Below are 16522 nucleotides of genomic sequence, written 5' to 3' on the forward strand. Positions count from 1 at the left end.
CTTAACTTATTGCACCTTTCCAAACGATGACAGACCTGTATTCAATTCGTCGCGCCCGTGCTACTGACCTCCCCTCGATATATGCCGGCGAGCTCGACTATATTCGTCAGATCGAGCCAGAGCAGGAGGTGCGCTGGAGCGGTGGACTGTACTGGCACATCCAGCAATGGACCAGCAACCTCGAGCGCATGTTCATTGCAGAATGTAATGGGGAGGCTAGCGGGTACTGCTTCTGGGAGGCACATGGCAACACCGCGATACTCGCGTCGATTTACGTCCAGGGTGCAAGGCGCCGCGCCGGACTCGGTCGGCGACTCCTGGGCGAGTTCATAGCCGACGCGCGCGCGCAAGGTTTCGCTACGCTCACGCTGGGTGCGAAGCCAGACAATCCGGCGCGGACTCTTTACGAAGGAGCGGGCTTTATCTATACGCACGACAACGACGGTTATTGCCACTATGCGTATCCGGTGGACAGTCCTTCAGCAGAAGTACCGCTCGTGAAAGAGCGGGTAGTTTAGTGGCCGTTGGATCTCATGCTGATGCATGAGAGACGAGCGTTTCCTATCGCAGCGTCGCCGCGAAAAAACGCACCACGTCGGCGTTGAATTGCGCATGGAACGCCGCACGATTAAAACCCGGCGCGCTGTTGCAAAGGTCCGGCATTTTCCCCGACAGGCGCGCATCGCAAGGCGGCAGAAAATCGTAATGACCGGCGTTGGCGACCACGTGATAGTCGGGGTCTTGAGGCAGGTCGGCGCGTATCGCCTCCTCATAGTAAGGATGCGGCTGATGACTGTCGTTGGCTGCCCGCCAGAGCTGGATGGGAGCGTGCACGCTGCTCAAGCCCGCACGACCGAAGGCGAAGCCGAATGCAGGCGCAGCGATAACCACGGCCTTGATGCGCGAATCGTGGATCCATGCGCTGGCAGGAATCTTCGTGCCCAAATGAGGATCGACGCCTGCATGCTTCAGGGCCTCGCACAAGTCATGATCCGGGTGGGCCTCGCAATACGGGGAGATCTTCGAAAGATCCGGGATCCCGCCTGCGGCCACGAGCACAGTAAACCCGCCGTTGGAAAAACCGAATGCACCGACGCGGGCCGCATCCAGCCGCGCATGCGAAGGCCATTCGTCAAGCATGTAGTCCACCAGCCGATGAAGCTGAGCGGGACGGCGCCACAGTTGCAAGACCCGGCTCTGGTCATTGAAGGTATCGCCGGCGTGACTGACGGCCGCGACCACGAAGCCGGCGTGAGCGAGAGCAAGCGCCGTATCGTAGTGACCGTCGTACCACCCGCCCCCGCCATGGGACATCACAATAAGCGACAGGCCACGGCCGGCAAGCGGACCATCGAGCGCCACAGTCTGGGTGACGTCTCCCAAGGAATGCGGGGTTGCGGATGCGTCGGTCGGATACCAGATCCCGGCCGTTAGCGGCGGCTCCGCGCCATTCGCTATCTTCACCTCCTGGAAGCCGACATCTGCAGCGCGAGCCGGAGAAGCAACCAGTGTAAGCATTGAAAACAAGGCGGCGATCACGGCGACGAGTCTCACGGCATTCTCCCTTGTTGTCGTCGCCCAGATCGTACGATATTGAGTGTGCACGGCAAACTGGAACGTGTCGCCACGCTAGCCAGCTGGTTCACTGACCTCTCGTCTTCAACGGCCCACTACCCCATCAACCGCCTTCAACACCAGCCCGAAGAACTCATCGGCGTGAGCGGAATTCAGCCAGCGGACCACCACCGCCATCTTCCGCTCGGGTTCGATCCATGTGAACGCACTCCCCGCGCCAATCCCAAAGTAGCTCGACGCCGGTACGCTCGGAAACACGCGGCGTTCATGATTGAGCCACACCAGATAACCGTAATACGGCGCAAGTGCACAAGGCGTTTTCATACGCGCGAGCCATTCGCGCGAGATGATGCGGCGCCCATCCACTTTCCCGTCATCGACAAAAAGACGCGCGACCTTGAGCTGATCGTTCGCGCTGATCGACAGGCCGCCACCCCAGTGTGTTCCGCCCGGGACCGACTGCATGCGCTGCCCGTTGAGTTCGACCCATGCGTTGTCATACCCCACCCATCGCCAGTCCTCACTGGCGCCAAGCGGCTGCATGATCGCCTCGCGAAATACCTCGGGCAACGGTCGGCCAAACAAATGCAGCAGCGCCAATGAAAACTGGTTGATGCGGACGTCGTTGTATTCCCAGTACGTTCCCGGTGCCTGCACCCGCCGCAGGTCGCCCTTCTTGCCATCGGGCGCACGGCCAAACGTCACTGCACGAAAATGGTCCGCCTGGTCCGACAGTCCGAAACACTCGCCTCGCCATTCACTGGTTTGTTGAAGCAAATGCGCCCATGTAATGCGGGCATTGTGCTCATCGTCGAAACCGATACCCGGTGCGCGTATATGCACCGGCTCGCTCACATTCGGCAGCAAGCCGCGATCAAACGCCACGCCCGCCAGCAGCGCGAGGTAGGTCTTGGCAATGCTGAACGTCAGGTCGGCGCGATCCGGTTCTCCCCACGTCGTCAGCACCCGGCCATCGACGGAAATCGCGCCGGAAACCGGACCGCGATCATGCACGGGACCCAACAGCCGGTTCCACGGCGGCGGATCATTCACATGCACGCCCCACGCGCCATCCACATGGCGGTCCCAGAGCGATTCATGATCTATCGAAAACTGTATGGCTCGCTGCAAATCCTTCATATCGGTCATGTCCAGTAGTTCATCCAACGGTTAATGCACTTTCAGGCGCGTTCGCGCCCACATAAGCGTGAAGAGACTGATGATGGCCGCGAGCATCAAATAAAGGCCGGGCGCCAGGTTATTGCCGGTGACTGCAATCAGCGAAGCAACCGCGAGCGGCGTGAAACCGCCGAAGACAGTCGTCCCCACGTTGTAGCCCACCGCCATGCCGGTGGTCCGCGTACGCACCGGAAACAGGTCCGACATCAACGCGGGAATGGGCGCGAAATAGATGGCCTTAAGGACTGCGACCCAGATAATCGCGGCCAGCAATGTGAGTAGCGAGGGATGCGCATTCATGTACACGAACGCGGGATAGATGGTCAGGAAAAACACCGATCCCGCACCGAGCATGATGCGCGTGCGGCCCACTTTGTCGGACCAATGGCCGACCATCGGCGTCAACACCATCACGATAAAACCCGCTGCCAGCGTCGCGATAAATCCATACGATGGCGCAAGCCCAAGCTGCCTGCTTGCATACGTCGGCATATAGAGCAGCATGTAGTTAGCCGTCGTCGTCAGCACCAGCGAACCGATGCACACCAGCAGCCGCTCCTTCTGCGTAGCCATCACTTCGCGAATGGGCGATGCGGAGCGTTCCGTGCGTTCGAACTCGGGCGTTTCATCGACATGCCGGCGGATATACCAGCCCACCGGGCCGATCAGCATGCCGAACAGGAACGGGATGCGCCAACCCCAGCCTTCGAGTTGCGCAGGCGTCAGCGTGCTCGTCAACACCGCGCCGAACGCCGATGCAACCAGTACGCTAGCGCCCTGGCTCGCGAACTGCCAGCTCGCCATGAAACCGCTGCGCGCAGGCGCGTGCTCGGTGAGAAAAGCCGTCGAACTGCCGAACTCGCCACCCGCTGAAAATCCCTGCAACAGCCGCGACGCGAAGATGCCGATGGGCGCAAGCACGCCAATGGTTGCGTAGCCTGGCATCAGCGCGACCATGCCGGTGCCCAGCGTCATCATGGCTATGGAAAGTGTTAGTGACGCCTTGCGGCCCTTGCGGTCGCTGTACGAGCCCAGCACGAACGCACCCACGGGCCGTGCAAGATACGACAGAGCAAAAGTACCGAGCGTCAGCAGCAACGACACGGTTTTATCGGTGGTCGGAAAGAACAGTTTCGATAACGTCGACGCAAAGTAGCCATAGACCACGAGGTCGTAGAACTCGAGCGCATTACCTATGGATGTCGCGACGATCAGCCTGTAGATGCTGGCATGTCGTCGTGCTGTGGGCAAAACGGTGGCGACGGTGTCGGTGCTCATCGCGCACTCCTCCGCTCGAAGGCGGGGCGCTCATGTTGACCGGGTTGGCCGAGATCCCAGAACAACCCGGCCATGATGCACAGCCCCTCGCGCACGACCGTTCCAAGCAGATGCTCGTCAGGGGCATGCTGCGAGCAACCGGGGTACGAATGCGGCACCCATAACGTGGGCATGCCCAGTATTTCCGCAAAGACATCGTTGGGCAGCGTGCCCCCCAGGTTCGGCAGGAGTACTGGCGCACGGCCGGTGGTCTGCCTGAGCGAACGCACGGCCCATTGCACCCAGGCGTTATCGGGGTCCACACGCGTGGCGGGCGTGCCCCGGTCCACCTCGACGGCGACCATCCCGAAGCCTCGTTCATCCAGATGACGACGCACGATCTGCTCGAGATTTTTCCAGTCCGTACCAACCACGAAGCGGATCTGCATGTAGGCGAATGCGTGCGGTGGGATTGCATTGACCGGCTTCTCGGGATTGCCGGTCCGGAACGCGAGCACCTCCATGCTGTTCCAGCCGAACACGCGTTCAGCCGGCGTGAGACCGGGTTCGCCATAATCCGTGTCGACATCCGGCTCGCCCGGATTGCCGCCGACGCTAATACCCTCCAGCGCGCGCCGCACCGCTTGCGGCACTTCCGGTGGCCTGATGCCTTCAACGAGAATGCGCCCGTTGGCATCGACCATCGACGCAATCGCGCTGGCCAACACCACGCCGGGATTGCGCAACAAGCCGCCCCAGTTGCCCGAATGATGGCCGCCTTCGCGCAGGTTGACATCGAGCTTGAAGTTGATCACGCCGCGTGAACCGAGGAAGATCGTCGGATGCGCCGCGCCCAGACGCGGGCCGTCGGAGGCAATCAATACGTCGGCGCTCAATTCGTCGCGAAGCATCCCGCACACAGCATGCAGGCCGGGTGAGCCCACCTCCTCGCCGGTTTCGACCAGCAGCTTCAAGTTGAAGCCGAGCCGCCCGCCCCGTGCATCGAGCACGGCCTTGAGCGCGGCCAGGTTAATGCTGTGCTGGCCTTTGTTGTCAGCGGTGCCGCGTCCGTACCAGTGATCGCCTGCAACCGTGACTTGCCACGGCGACAACCCATCGCGCCACTGCGCGTCGTAGCCCCGTACAACGTCGCCATGCCCGTAGGTCAGGACCGTCGGCAGGTCGTCGCCTTCGTGGCGATGAGCGACCAGGAACGGCCCTCCACCCTTCGCGGGATTGCCGATCACCCTGGAGGTGAAACCGAGTTCGGCCAGCGCGGGCGCCATCTCCTCGTTGAGATATGCGCTTAGCAAAGGACCGCTTTCCGGCTCCTGGCTTTCAGTTCGCATGGCCACGCGGCGACGCAGGTCTTCGAGAAAGATGCCGGAATCGTACAGATCGGCCGCAGCTTGAATAGCAGACTCGCGTGTCACTTATTTATCTCCGATGAAGGACGTCAAAGGCGTTGGTTCTTCTGGTTCTTCTGCTCAGGGAAAGCGATGACGCGATCTTGATACCGCCGATATTTATGGACAATGACAATATTTGGCAGTTTCCGTTGCCGAAACGGCAAAGCTCCTACAAGGCATGCGTCATGCAAACCACCGCGCTGCGTTATTTCCTGGAAGTCGCCCGAAGCGGATCGCTGAGCAAAGCGTCCGAGCGCCTGTTCGTCGCCGTCTCGGCACTGAGCCGGCAGATTGCAAAGCTGGAGGACGAGATGGGCGTGCCGCTATTCGAGCGGCGGCCGCGAGGCATGGTGCTGAGCGAGGCGGGACGCCTCCTGGCGGCGCACGCGCATCGCAGCCTGATGGAGCAGGATCGGGTGACCGAGGAGATAAGAGGCTTGACGACGGACCGTCGTGCCACGATCCGTGTATCGAGTTCCGAAGGCGTAGCCCGGGATTTCTTGCCGCAGGTGTTCGTGCATTTCCTGAAGACCTGGCCAGCGGCGCATTTCCAGCTCGATGTGAACGCGCCGACAGAAGCCACGCAACGGGTACGTGACGGCACCGCCGACATTGCCGTGTGTTTCAGCGTCGCGCCCGAGAAGGACGTCAACGTGCATTACGCGCAGCGTGCGCCGATCTTTGCGCTGGTCGCGCAAGACCATCCGTTGGCGCAGCGTAAGTCCGTCTCGCTCGCGGACCTGAAACCGTGGCCGCTTGCAATCTATGACGAGGGCGTAACCGTCAGACAATTATTTGATATTGCCTGCAGCCTGGAAGGCTTGACCTTCGAACCTGTGTTCGTCAGCAACTATGGCAGCGCACTGCAGACCTTTGTACAGCTAACGAAAGCGGTCACGCTCGTCGGCCTCCTGACAGTGCGCAGCCGCCTCAAGCCGGACAACCTGGCGGCCGTGCCCATCAGCAATCCGGAATTGCATCAGCGGACACTTCAGGTTCAGACCATGGCAGGGCGTACGTTACCCAAGGCCGTGGCAGCATTTCTTGAACTGCTGATAACGACTATTCAAGATCCCTCGTGTCTCGACTGATGTCGATTGATGTGGATTGATGTATTACTCACGTCAAACCCGGAATCCATGAGGTACCGGCCAACGGCACCCGCGCCATCGCCGCTGCTTCGACCGTCAGCGCCACCAGATCTTCAGGCTCCAGATGATGGACATTCTGCTTGCCGCAAGCCCGGGCGATCGTCGTCAGTTCCATGTTCAACGTCTTAAGATAATTGCGTACCCGGCGTGACCCTTCTTCCGGCTGCACGCGCTGCTCCAGCAAGGTGTCCTGGGTCGTGACGCCAACCGGGCATTTGCCGGTATGGCAGTGATGGCAAAAACCCGCCGACGTGCCCAGCGCTGCATAGTCGGCCGCTGCCGAATGCAAGCCGCCGTGCTGGAAATACGTATCGCTGTTGCAGCCTAGCGCCATCAACATGCCTTGCCCGATCGCCACCGCATCCGCGCCCATCGCCAGCGCCTTTGCAATGTCGGCGCCCGTGCGAATTCCGCCCGACACGATCAGTTGCACTTGCCCCTTCATGTTCAGGTCTTCAAGCGCGTCCACCGCCTGACGGACAGCCGCCAGCGTCGGAATGCCAACGTTCTCGATAAAACACGTCTGAGTCGCCGCGGTGCCGCCCTGCATGCCATCGATCACGACTACATCAGCGCCCGCATGGACGGCGAGCTTCACGTCGTTAAAGGTGCGCGTTGCACCGACCTTCACATAGATCGGCTTTTCCCAATCCGTGATCTCGCGCAGCTCCTGGATCTTGATCGCGAGGTCGTCGGGACCGGTCCAGTCGGGATGACGGCTCGCTGAACGCTGGTCGATGCCGGCCGGAAGTGTACGCATGGCAGCCACGCGCGGGTTGACTTTCTGCCCGAGCAGCATGCCGCCGCCGCCCGGCTTCGCGCCCTGCCCGATCACCACTTCTATTGCATCGGCACGACGCACGTCGTCGGGATTCCAGCCATAGCGTGACGGCAGACACTGGTAGACCAGTGTCTTGGACGAGCGACGCTCTTCCTGCGTCATGCCTCCATCGCCGGTCGTGGTCGACGTGCCCATCGCGGTGGCGGCCTGCCCCAGCGCTTCTTTCACATTGGCCGAGAGCGCGCCGAAACTCATCCCTGCAATCGTGATCGGGATATCCAGCACGATGGGCTTCTTTGCAAAGCGCGTGCCGAGCACGGTCCTTGTCACGCATTTCTCGCGATAGCCCTCAAGCGGATAACGCGAAAGCGATGCGCCGAGAAACAGCAAGTCGTCGAAATGCGGGACTTTACGCTTCGCACCCAGTCCGCGAATTTCGTACAGGCCGCGCTGTGCTGCGGTGTGGATATAGTCGATTGTGCTGCGGTCATAACCTGCTGACTCTTCTTGCTGCAGCCGGGCGAAATGAACCGGTTTGGCTTCCATGGGGACCTTCTCAGGAGAACGGACTATCAATATTCCTGGTTCGCGTCGGCGTTCCAGTGGTAGAGGGTGCGTGCCGAGGCTATACGTTTGAACGACATCGGATCGTGATTCAGCCCCGCCGCTTTCAGCAAGTCGCGAACAGCCGAGACATCGGTGTCGGTCATCTCTTCGTATTGCGCGTCCGCACCTAGCGACTTCACCGAGCCCCGCACGTAGAGCACTGCTTCGTAGAGGGAGTCGCCAAGGGCGTCGCCTGCGTCGCCGCAAATCACCATGCGGCCCGCCTGCGCCATGAAGGCCGAGAAGCTTCCCACCGACCCGCCGACCACGATGTCGCCGCCTTTAAGCGAAATTCCGCAACGCAGGCCGGCATCGCCGTCGATCACGAGCAAGCCGCCATGTGCCGATGCGCCCGCGCCATTCGACGCGAAACCCTTCACGTGAACCTTGCCGCTCATCATGTTTTCCGCGACACCCGTACCGGCGCTGCCGTCCACGATGATCGTCGCGTGTTTGTTCATGCCGCCCGCGTAGTAGCCGGCGTGTCCGTCAATCAGGACCTGAACCGGGGCATCCACGCCGACCGCCAGATTGTGAGCGCCGTTCGGCGAAACGACCGTCACCTGCCGGCCCTCGAGCGTCTCGGGCGCACCGTGAAGAAACTGGTTGACCTCGCGGACCGTCGCTGTCTCCAGGTCAAAGATCACGCTTTCCATACGTACATCTCCTCGGGTGCAGGTTCAAACACTTTGGCATGCTTGATATCGGGCAAGTGCGCCAGCGACCGGAATTCCGATGCTATCGCGACATAGTCATCGGTCTCCGCCACGACCGCGGGCTTGCAGGCAAAGGGGTCGCGAATCAATGCCAGTTCCGTCGATGTTCCCATCAGGAAGGTGTAGAAACCGTCGAGCTCCTCGAAGCCCTTTTGCAGCGCTTCCGGCAGTTCGTCGCCTTCGCGCAGCCGCCATTCGAGAAAGCGGCAGGCGGCTTCGGTGTCGTTGTCGGTATCGAAGTGAATGCCTTGCGGTTCGAGCATCCGGCGTACGCCATAGGGGTTCGACAGCGAGCCGTTATGCACCAGGCAAAAATCTTCTCCGGCCGTGAACGGATGCGCGCGATCCGGCGTGACCGCCGACTCGGTGGCCATGCGTGTATGGCCCACGAGATGCGAGCCCTTCAGGTTCGCAAAGTCGTAGCGCGCGGCAACCTGTGCCGGCGTACCGATGTCCTTGTACAGATCGATGGAACGTCCGGTGGAGAGTAAGTACACCTTCGGAAACGCGGTGCGCAGCCAGGTCTTGACGGCGTCCGGGTCCCCCTGCACGGTCAGGATCGCGTGATTGCCTTGCACGTCCACCCGCGCGTCCACCTTCATGGCGCCGTTCAATGCAGCCGTCAGCCCGCTCCAGTCGAAGCGGTCACCTTCAGGGGTAAATCCTGAATACAGGCTGAGCTTTCGCTTGCCCTCGTCCAGCGGCTGGCCGAATACGGCCAAGCCGGCCGAGTCGGGGCCGCGTTCGGTCATGCCGATCAGCATGGGCACCATCAACGCCCCAAGCTGTTCACGCAGTGCCGGCGTTTTCACCAGCAAACCTACGATTCCGCACATCGTGCTTCTCCTCAGAAAAATTCCAGATAGCTCTTCATTTCCCAATCCGACACATGCCGCATGTATTCGAGCCATTCCATCCGCTTGAGCTTGAGGAATTCATCGGCGACAGGACCCAGCGCGTCGCAGATCAGGCGGTCGCTTTCAAGTGCGTCCAGCGCGTGCTCAAGGTTCTGCGGCAACACGCCTATGCCATGTTCCCGCAGCTTCGCCGGCGACCACTCGTAAAGGTTTTCATTCGCCGGTGCGCCGGGAGACAATTCGCGTTCCACCCCGTCGAGGCCCGCTGCAATCACCGCGGCCGTCGCGAGATACGGATTGCATGCGCCGTCGGGCAGGCGCAGTTCAATACGCTCGCCTGGCACCCGCACCATGGTCGAGCGATTGTTGTCGCCGTAGCTGATATACGCCGGCGCCCAGGTTGCGCCGGTCAGCGAACGGCCGACCACCAGCCGCTTGTATGAGTTCACGGTCGGGTTGCACAGTGCAGTGAGCGCCGGTGCGTGAGCCAGCAAACCTGCCGTGAATTGATAGGCAAGCTTCGACAAGCCCATGCCCGACGGATCGCTTTTGTCTGAGAAAAGATTGCTCACGCCATCGCCAATCGACATGTGCATGTGCATGCCATTGCCTGGGCGGTTCGCGAACGGCTTGGGCATGAACGAGCAGATCAAACCCATCTCGTTTGCGATCTCGGAGGCTGCCATCTTGAAGAACACATAGTGATCGCAGGAGGTCAGGCAATCCGTGTACGTATAGTTGATTTCGAACTGGCCGTTCGCGTCCTCGTGATCGATTTGATAGACATCGATACCCGCCGCGCGCATCGACTCGGTGAGCTTTTCCAGGAACGCGCGGGTACGTGATAAACCCTTGTAGTCGTAGCACGGCTTGGCGAGCGTATCGCTGGCGTCGCATGGTTCGATCGCACCCGACACTGAACGCTTGAGCAGCGAGAACTCCGGTTCAAGCCCCGTAAACAAGGTCCATTTTCGCTCCGTCAGCCGCGCTATCTGCTTTTTAAGCGTCACGCGCGCGTCGTAAGCCCAGGGCTCCCCTTTGACATGGCCCTCGCAGACAATGCGCGCCGTACCGCTTTGCCATGGCACGGTGGTGAGCGTGGAGAGATCGCCGACCGCCATGAAGTCCGGTCCGTTCGGCTCGATGCCCACGCCCCAGATCGCGAACCCCGCGAACCCGGCACCCGCGGTGAGGATGCTGTTGAGGTGTGCAACCGGCACGGACTTGGCCTTGGCCACGCCATGAATATCGACGAACTGCGCCAACACGTATTTCACGCCTTGTTGCACGAGCCAGCTTTGCGCATCCTGCGCGGATTCAAAGCGCGGGACCGTGCCAAGTTCGGTGCCAAGCTCCGCGACCGGCGCGTTGCCGCCATCGTTCAGGTTCATCGTGACTCCTTGCATCGTCTATCGTTGGTTGAAAAAACCGTGCCCTGTTTTGCACGGCCCGATTACGACCCACTCGAAAGTCACCCGTCCCCGGCGCCGCCAAGCAAGTTCGAAGTATGTGCATGAATTTATTGATATGCAACAATAATTCATGACATGAAACATCAGGCGCGTACCTACCCCACCTGATCTGCTAACCTGCCGTTTTCTCATGAGGCGTGCAATGCAAACCGAGGATGACCGCAAGAATCCGCTTGAGCACTACCTTGGCGCGACCATCCGCGAACTTCGCCAACGCCATGGCTTGACCATTGCCCAGGTTTGCGAACAGGCCGGCATCAGTCGCGGCATGCTGTCGAAGATCGAAAATGCTCAGACCTCGACCGGCCTCGATGTTCTCAACCGCATTGCCCAAGCCCTCGGCGTGTCAATGTCGGCCCTGTTTCGCAACTACGACACGCCCGGCGGTGGTGCCCAGTTCGTCAAGAAAGGGGCCGGAATGGAGGTGGTCCGCAAGGGCACGAAGCGCGGACATACCTACCATCTGCTCGCCTATGACCAGGGCCCCAGGAAACTCTTCGAACCATTCCTCATCACCATGGATGACGAAGCGGAAAGATTCCCGATCTTCGAACATCCGGGCACCGAATTCATCCACATGCTGAAAGGCGTGATTGAATACCGGCACGGCCAGGAAACCTACGTCCTGCATCCGGGCGACACGCTCACGTTCCAGGGCGATGTTCCGCACGGTCCGGAGAAGCTCATCAAGATGCCGATTCAATTTCTGTCGATCATCCTGTATCCGCCGCCCGCTGCGGAATAGCAATGCAACGATCGTGCCACGTTTCCCTTTAAGAACTAAAAGTTCATGACAGGAAACCATCTGGCAAACGTGAGGGGTCATGTGAATGGCGCTGCGGGGAAACGGGACCGCCTTACGGCGGTGCGCTGTTTTCCGTGCTTGGTGCGTCGACGCACGCTGCCGGGTGCCCTGCTTATAAAGTTCATCACAGGTACTTATGCAAAGCGCGTAACAAACCTGAGCTATGTTCGCGCTGTCTGCGGAATTCTCATTTCATTACAGGCTGAAACATTCGTTGCCAGGCCGGGGGTAATCTGCTTCCATCCGAGACCCCCCGCTGCAGGAGCATTCCAATGAAAAGGCAAATCATCCGCGTCGAGCCCCTTTCCTCGTATCTGGAAAGATGGAAAGCGCCAGCTTCCGTCATGACGCGTCATGGCGATACCCTGTATGTTTCGGGGCTTCCTCCGTTCGATCCTGACACCGGCGAGGTAATCATCGCTTCGATCGAGCGCCAGACCGAGCTTGCTCTTGAGCAAATGAAGCTTTGCCTCGAAACAGCGGGGTCGTCGTTGGAGAACGTCTTGAAGTGCAATGTGTATTGCACGTCGGTCGAGAAGTTTGCGGCCATTAACGAGGTCTACGTACGCTACTTTCCCCAAGACCCGCCGGCTCGAATCTTCGTCTGCGTTCCCGCATGGGCAGGAAAGTTTGACATCGAGATTGATTGCATCGCGGCCGTTTAAACCTCTTGCTCCCGCCGCACCGTAACAAGGATGCGGCTTAAGCCAGAAGTCTGCAGCAATCCGCTCGCTCTGCATAAGTTTTCTTAATACAAAGCGACTTAGCATTTCCTCTCCTTAAAATCCGCTCATCGATCTTCTTTCAGGAAGTAGCATGAGCCATTACGACGTCATCGTGATCGGCGCCGGGGTCATCGGCGCGTCAGTTGCCCATCATCTCGCTACGCTCGGCGCCAAAAGCGTGTTGGTGTTGGATCGCGGCACGATCGGAGCCGGCACGACGTCGCAATCGTCGGGGTTATTGCGCACGCACTATTCCGTGCGGCAGAACGTGGAGCTCGCGCGTTCGTCGTGGCACGCGTTCAATAACTTTGCGGCTTACGTGGATGACGACGAAGGCTCGTGCGGTCTCGTGAAATGCGGTTATATGATTTGCGCTCCGGAAGGCGACAAGCTCGCGCCGCTGCGAGCTTCGCTCGACGCGCAGCAGGGCATGGGGATCGAAGTACAACTGCTCTCAAGGGCCGAAGCCCGCGAGCGTTTGCCGATCGCTCAATTCGACGATGCTGCATTGATCGGCTACGAACCCGAGGCGGGTTTCGCCGATGCTTATCTGGTCGCAACCGGTTTCGCGCGCTCGGCTCGCCGGCGCGGTGTGAAGTTCATGGAAAACACGACCGTGACCGGTCTCGTGCGTGATGGCCGCCGGGTGACCGGCGTTCAAACGTCCGCCGGAACGTTCAGTTGCGGCATGCTGCTCAGCACGCAGAATATCTGGACGCCGGAGCTCGCCGGGTGGATCGGCGTGCCGTTGCCCGTCAAGCCGGAACGCCACACGGTGCTCGCTCTGGAGTGCAATGTTGCGCCCTACACATTCAGCATGCCAGCCTTCAAGGATCTCGGCTCGCCGGGCATGCTGTATTTCCGGAGCTACGGCGGCAGCCAGATGCTGGTGTCCGAAGGCGTAGTCGGCGAAACGCTGAACGCCCCCGAGACTGAACAAGGCGATATCTCCCTCGACTATGTCGGCGAAGTCGGTGCGCAGGTTGCAGAACGTTTTCCCACATACGAAACAGCTGGGCTCGCTTCATCGTGGACCGGGGTGTACGACGTCACGCCGGACTGGAACCCTGTGCTCGGATCGGTTGGTGACATAGAAGGACTGACGGTCGGATTCGGCTTCTCCGGGCACGGCTTCAAGTTGTCGCCGGGAATCGGCAAGATACTCGCGCAGCACGCGCTAGGCCAAACCACCGATGTCTCGCTCTCGCCGTACGCGCTCGATCGTTTCGCGAGCGGCGCGCTGCTGATCGGCAAATACGGCTCAGGCGCGGTGTCCTGATCACTCCAACGTTAGCCCCTCAGATGACCATGAAGATTCTCGTCCCCGTGAAACGGGTCGTCGATGCCAACGTGCGCGTTCGCATCGGCTCCGCAGGCAGTGTTGATACAGCAGGCCTCAAGATGTCGCTTAACCCGTTCGACGAATGTGCGGTCGAACAAGCGCTGCGTCTGCGCGAAGCCGGCGTGGCGTCGAGCGTAACCGTGCTCACATGCGGCCAGCCCGTTTGTCAGGATGTGCTGCGCACCGCACTGGCGATGGGCGCGGACAACGCCGTGCTGATCGACACAGCCAATGCTTCGCCGGACTCGCTTGGCATCGCGCGTCTGCTGCATGCGTTCATCACCGCCGATACCGAATCCGATGCCTACGGTCTCGTGCTGTGTGGCAAGCAGGCGATCGATGACGACATCGGCGGCGTTGCAGCAATGCTCGCCGGGTTGCTCGGCTGGCCGCAAGCGCTCAACGCATCCGCTATGGAAGCTACCGGAAGCGGTTGGCTCGTCACCTGCGGCGACGACGCTGGCACGGCTACCTGGCGCCTTGACGGGCATGGCGTGATCAGTGCGGACCTGCGGCTGGCCGAACCCCGTCGTGTCACGTTGCCGAGCATCGTGAAGGCAAAACAAAAGCCGCTGCGCACGCTTGATGCCACCACATTCAACGTCACTCTCGACACACAAATACGAATCATGGAGATAGCCGAGCCAGCGGTCCGTCAGCCCGGCATCAAAGTCGCCGATACCGCCGCACTGCTTGGCGCCATCGGCAGCGGGCGGTTACTTCAAAACGTGGGAGCATGACTATGAGAAGTCTTGTCGTAGCAGAATGGGAAGACGGTGCGATCGCCGACGCAACCCTGCGTGTGATCAGGGCGGCCAGTGAGCGCGGCGTACCGGTGGACGCGCTCACGTTTTCGCCTTCCATGGCGAATGCGGCTGCGTGCATCGACGGCGTCGGGCGCGTGCTGCTGGCATCGGACGACATAGCCAATCCGGAAACACTTGCCAATCTTCTTCAGCACATTGCTTCGGATTACTCTTTAATTGCAGCGAGTCACCGAACAACGGGACGCGCGGCCCTTCCCCGAGCCGCTGCGTTGACCAGCAATGCGTTTCTCGCGGACATCACGCGCGTGGTGACAGCTCAGCGCTTCGTGCGCGGTCTTTACGCGGGCAGTGTGGTCGCGACAGTCGAAAGTACGAGCGCCACGCTTTTCGCAACTTTCCGAACGTCTTCTTTTGCGCCTGCAAGCGCCACCGGCGGTGCGGCGCCAATCGTCGCGCTCGGTTACATCGCGCCGTTCACCGCGACCGTGCTGATCGATCGGCAGGCCGCTGCGCAAGGTGGACACGATCTGTCGAGCGCGCGGATTGTGGTCGCAGGAGGTCGGGGACTGGCATCGAAGGAAAACATGGACAAGCTCGGCGCGTTGGCCCGCAACATGGGAGCAGCGCTCGGCGCTTCGCGCGCGGCAGTGGATGCGGGTTATGCGCCCAACGCTGCGCAGGTCGGGCAAACGGGCAAGACAGTGGCGCCCGATATCTATCTCGCGTTCGGCATTTCCGGCGCGATCCAGCATCTGGCCGGCATGAAGGATTCGCAGATCATCGTGGCCGTGAACAAGGACCCGGATGCGCCGATTTTTTCAGTGGCGGATTACGGCATCGTGGGCGATCTCTTCGATGTCATGGGCGAGCTTGAAGCTCACGCGCGCGCTACGGGGGATGCCCTGTGAAGGGGGCTTCTCTGAAGAACGCTTCGAGAAACGAGCGTCAGTGCATCGCTGCCTGGCTTGATGGTCTGCGTAAGCCGGATATTCTTTTTGTTACCCAGTGCGAAAAAGGCCGGAGCCCAATCCAGGATTGGGCTCCGGCCTTCAAGTACGCTTTTCTTCCCACCAACGTTTTCGTTCTTCGACAGACTCCGCTCTAGAAATTGAAGTTGTCGATATTCGAAGAATCAAACGTGGTCGGCGGTCCAAGCACGACTTCGCCGCTTTTGCCCACTGTGCGCTTGCCCAACTTGCCTGCGTCGAAACTATCGCCTTCCTTGCCCGTGATCGTACCTGAAGCAAGGTTAGCCGCCGCGTAGGCCGCGAGGTAACCAAGTTGACCCGGATCCCACAACTGGAACGCCTTCACAGTGCCGTTCTTGATGAACGCGCGCATCTGATTCGGCGTACCCAGTCCGGTCACCATGACCTTGCCCTTGGCCGGCGATGTCGAGATATAACGCGCCGCTGCTGCAATACCCACGGTCGTCGGGGAAATGATGCCTTTCAGGTTCGGATACGCCTGCAATAGACCCTGCGTTTCGACAAACGACTTCTGGTCGTCGTCATTACCGTAGGCGATCTTCACCAGCTTCATCTTCGAGTATTCCGGCTTCTTCAGTTCGTCCTCCATCCACTTGATCCAGGTGTTCTGGTTCGTGGCGTTCGGCGTGGCGGAGAGAATGGCGAATTCACCTTCGCCTCCTATCAGCTTTGACATCAACTGCACCTGTCCCCGTCCGATCCCTTCCGAGTTGGCCTGATTGACGAAGATCTGACGGCCGTCGGGCGCGGTATCCGAGTCGAACGTGACGACCTTCACGCCTTGCGCCATCGCTTTCTTCAGGTACGGAACAACCGCGTTGGCATCGTTCGCGGCAATCACGATCGCGTCCTGGCGCTGCGTGATCAACGTATTGATGTACTGAACCTGCG

General features: G+C 60.3%; 16 protein-coding genes. 7 read left to right on the forward strand and 9 right to left on the reverse strand.

From position 1 onward, the window contains the following. Window positions 1–26 precede the first annotated feature (26 nt). On the forward strand, window positions 27–518 hold the full coding sequence (locus JWR14_RS32300; RefSeq protein WP_299717564.1) for a GNAT family N-acetyltransferase: 492 nt from the start codon (window positions 27–29) through the stop codon (window positions 516–518). Between the two features lie 43 nt (window positions 519–561). Here the strand turns inward: JWR14_RS32300 and JWR14_RS32305 are convergent, their stop codons facing one another. From JWR14_RS32305 to JWR14_RS32320, 4 genes are all read right to left on the reverse strand, one after another. Then, window positions 562–1554 carry a dienelactone hydrolase gene (locus tag JWR14_RS32305; protein ID WP_299717566.1) on the reverse strand — a complete coding sequence of 331 codons (993 nt, stop codon included), beginning with the start codon at window positions 1552–1554 and terminating at the stop codon, window positions 562–564. Window positions 1555–1659: 105 nt separating this feature from the next. After that, entirely contained in the window at window positions 1660–2715 is a 1056-nt protein-coding gene (locus tag JWR14_RS32310) for a serine hydrolase (protein WP_299717594.1), read from the reverse strand. Window positions 2716–2745: 30 nt separating this feature from the next. Then, window positions 2746–4032 carry an MFS transporter gene (locus JWR14_RS32315; RefSeq protein ID WP_299717568.1) on the reverse strand — a complete coding sequence of 429 codons (1287 nt, stop codon included), beginning with the start codon at window positions 4030–4032 and terminating at the stop codon, window positions 2746–2748. Further along, entirely contained in the window at window positions 4029–5444 is a 1416-nt protein-coding gene (locus tag JWR14_RS32320) for a M20 family metallopeptidase (protein ID WP_299717570.1), read from the reverse strand. The genes JWR14_RS32315 and JWR14_RS32320 overlap by 4 nt, the downstream gene beginning before the upstream one ends. 161 nt (window positions 5445–5605) lie before the next feature. On the opposite strand from JWR14_RS32320, the gene JWR14_RS32325 reads away from it, so the two are divergent. Continuing rightward, window positions 5606–6511, forward strand: a complete 906-nt coding sequence (locus tag JWR14_RS32325) for a LysR family transcriptional regulator (RefSeq protein ID WP_299717572.1) — start codon at window positions 5606–5608, stop codon at window positions 6509–6511. Window positions 6512–6539: 28 nt separating this feature from the next. On the opposite strand, the gene JWR14_RS32330 is transcribed toward JWR14_RS32325, so the two are convergent. From JWR14_RS32330 to glnT, 4 genes are read right to left on the reverse strand one after another with little or no spacing between them, the layout of a single operon-like run. Continuing rightward, window positions 6540–7898: an FMN-binding glutamate synthase family protein gene (locus tag JWR14_RS32330; protein WP_299717574.1), complete on the reverse strand. Its 1359-nt coding sequence runs from the start codon at window positions 7896–7898 to the stop codon at window positions 6540–6542. Window positions 7899–7924: 26 nt separating this feature from the next. After that, window positions 7925–8614: a protein glxC gene (locus JWR14_RS32335; RefSeq protein WP_299717576.1), complete on the reverse strand. Its 690-nt coding sequence runs from the start codon at window positions 8612–8614 to the stop codon at window positions 7925–7927. Continuing rightward, window positions 8602–9510 carry a class II glutamine amidotransferase gene (locus tag JWR14_RS32340; protein ID WP_299717578.1) on the reverse strand — a complete coding sequence of 303 codons (909 nt, stop codon included), beginning with the start codon at window positions 9508–9510 and terminating at the stop codon, window positions 8602–8604. The genes JWR14_RS32335 and JWR14_RS32340 overlap by 13 nt, the downstream gene beginning before the upstream one ends. Window positions 9511–9521: 11 nt before the next feature. Then, complete coding sequence (gene glnT / locus JWR14_RS32345; protein ID WP_299717580.1) at window positions 9522–10922, reverse strand: type III glutamate--ammonia ligase; 1401 nt, start codon at window positions 10920–10922, stop codon at window positions 9522–9524. A 223-nt stretch (window positions 10923–11145) separates the two neighbouring features. On the opposite strand from glnT, the gene JWR14_RS32350 reads away from it, so the two are divergent. The 5 genes from JWR14_RS32350 (at window position 11146) to JWR14_RS32370 (ending at window position 15550) form a co-directional block, all read left to right on the forward strand. Further along, window positions 11146–11748: an XRE family transcriptional regulator gene (locus tag JWR14_RS32350; protein ID WP_299717582.1), complete on the forward strand. Its 603-nt coding sequence runs from the start codon at window positions 11146–11148 to the stop codon at window positions 11746–11748. Window positions 11749–12080: 332 nt separating this feature from the next. Continuing rightward, a complete protein-coding gene (locus JWR14_RS32355; protein WP_299717584.1) occupies window positions 12081–12473 on the forward strand; it encodes a RidA family protein in 393 nt (130 codons plus the stop codon). Between the two features lie 151 nt (window positions 12474–12624). Then, window positions 12625–13812 carry an FAD-binding oxidoreductase gene (locus JWR14_RS32360; RefSeq protein WP_299717586.1) on the forward strand — a complete coding sequence of 396 codons (1188 nt, stop codon included), beginning with the start codon at window positions 12625–12627 and terminating at the stop codon, window positions 13810–13812. A 29-nt stretch (window positions 13813–13841) separates the two neighbouring features. Continuing rightward, complete coding sequence (locus tag JWR14_RS32365; protein ID WP_299717588.1) at window positions 13842–14615, forward strand: electron transfer flavoprotein subunit beta/FixA family protein; 774 nt, start codon at window positions 13842–13844, stop codon at window positions 14613–14615. A gap of 2 nt (window positions 14616–14617) precedes the next feature. Continuing rightward, the gene (locus JWR14_RS32370) at window positions 14618–15550 is read left to right on the forward strand and encodes an FAD-binding protein (RefSeq protein ID WP_299717590.1); all 933 of its coding nucleotides are present in this window, start codon (window positions 14618–14620) and stop codon (window positions 15548–15550) included. Window positions 15551–15743: 193 nt separating this feature from the next. On the opposite strand, the gene rhaS is transcribed toward JWR14_RS32370, so the two are convergent. Beyond that, the coding region (rhaS, locus tag JWR14_RS32375) for a rhamnose ABC transporter substrate-binding protein (RefSeq protein WP_299717592.1) at window positions 15744–16522 on the reverse strand (779 nt) is incomplete at its 5' end.

The organism is Caballeronia sp., from assembly GCF_028292365.1.
Taxonomy (GTDB): domain Bacteria; phylum Pseudomonadota; class Gammaproteobacteria; order Burkholderiales; family Burkholderiaceae; genus Caballeronia.

What these genes read in the sequence shown, in the direction of transcription:
- JWR14_RS32300 (WP_299717564.1), top strand. Translation starts at nt 27, where the DNA reads ATGACAGACCTGTATTCAATTCGTCGCGCCCGTGCTACTGACCTCCCC.
- JWR14_RS32310 (WP_299717594.1), bottom strand. Translation starts at nt 2,715, where the DNA reads ATGAAGGATTTGCAGCGAGCCATACAGTTTTCGATAGATCATGAATCG.
- JWR14_RS32315 (WP_299717568.1), bottom strand. Translation starts at nt 4,032, where the DNA reads ATGAGCACCGACACCGTCGCCACCGTTTTGCCCACAGCACGACGACAT.
- JWR14_RS32325 (WP_299717572.1), top strand. Translation starts at nt 5,606, where the DNA reads ATGCAAACCACCGCGCTGCGTTATTTCCTGGAAGTCGCCCGAAGCGGA.
- JWR14_RS32330 (WP_299717574.1), bottom strand. Translation starts at nt 7,898, where the DNA reads ATGGAAGCCAAACCGGTTCATTTCGCCCGGCTGCAGCAAGAAGAGTCA.
- JWR14_RS32335 (WP_299717576.1), bottom strand. Translation starts at nt 8,614, where the DNA reads ATGGAAAGCGTGATCTTTGACCTGGAGACAGCGACGGTCCGCGAGGTC.
- JWR14_RS32340 (WP_299717578.1), bottom strand. Translation starts at nt 9,510, where the DNA reads ATGTGCGGAATCGTAGGTTTGCTGGTGAAAACGCCGGCACTGCGTGAA.
- glnT (WP_299717580.1), bottom strand. Translation starts at nt 10,922, where the DNA reads ATGAACCTGAACGATGGCGGCAACGCGCCGGTCGCGGAGCTTGGCACC.
- JWR14_RS32350 (WP_299717582.1), top strand. Translation starts at nt 11,146, where the DNA reads ATGCAAACCGAGGATGACCGCAAGAATCCGCTTGAGCACTACCTTGGC.
- JWR14_RS32355 (WP_299717584.1), top strand. Translation starts at nt 12,081, where the DNA reads ATGAAAAGGCAAATCATCCGCGTCGAGCCCCTTTCCTCGTATCTGGAA.
- JWR14_RS32360 (WP_299717586.1), top strand. Translation starts at nt 12,625, where the DNA reads ATGAGCCATTACGACGTCATCGTGATCGGCGCCGGGGTCATCGGCGCG.
- JWR14_RS32365 (WP_299717588.1), top strand. Translation starts at nt 13,842, where the DNA reads ATGAAGATTCTCGTCCCCGTGAAACGGGTCGTCGATGCCAACGTGCGC.
- JWR14_RS32370 (WP_299717590.1), top strand. Translation starts at nt 14,618, where the DNA reads ATGAGAAGTCTTGTCGTAGCAGAATGGGAAGACGGTGCGATCGCCGAC.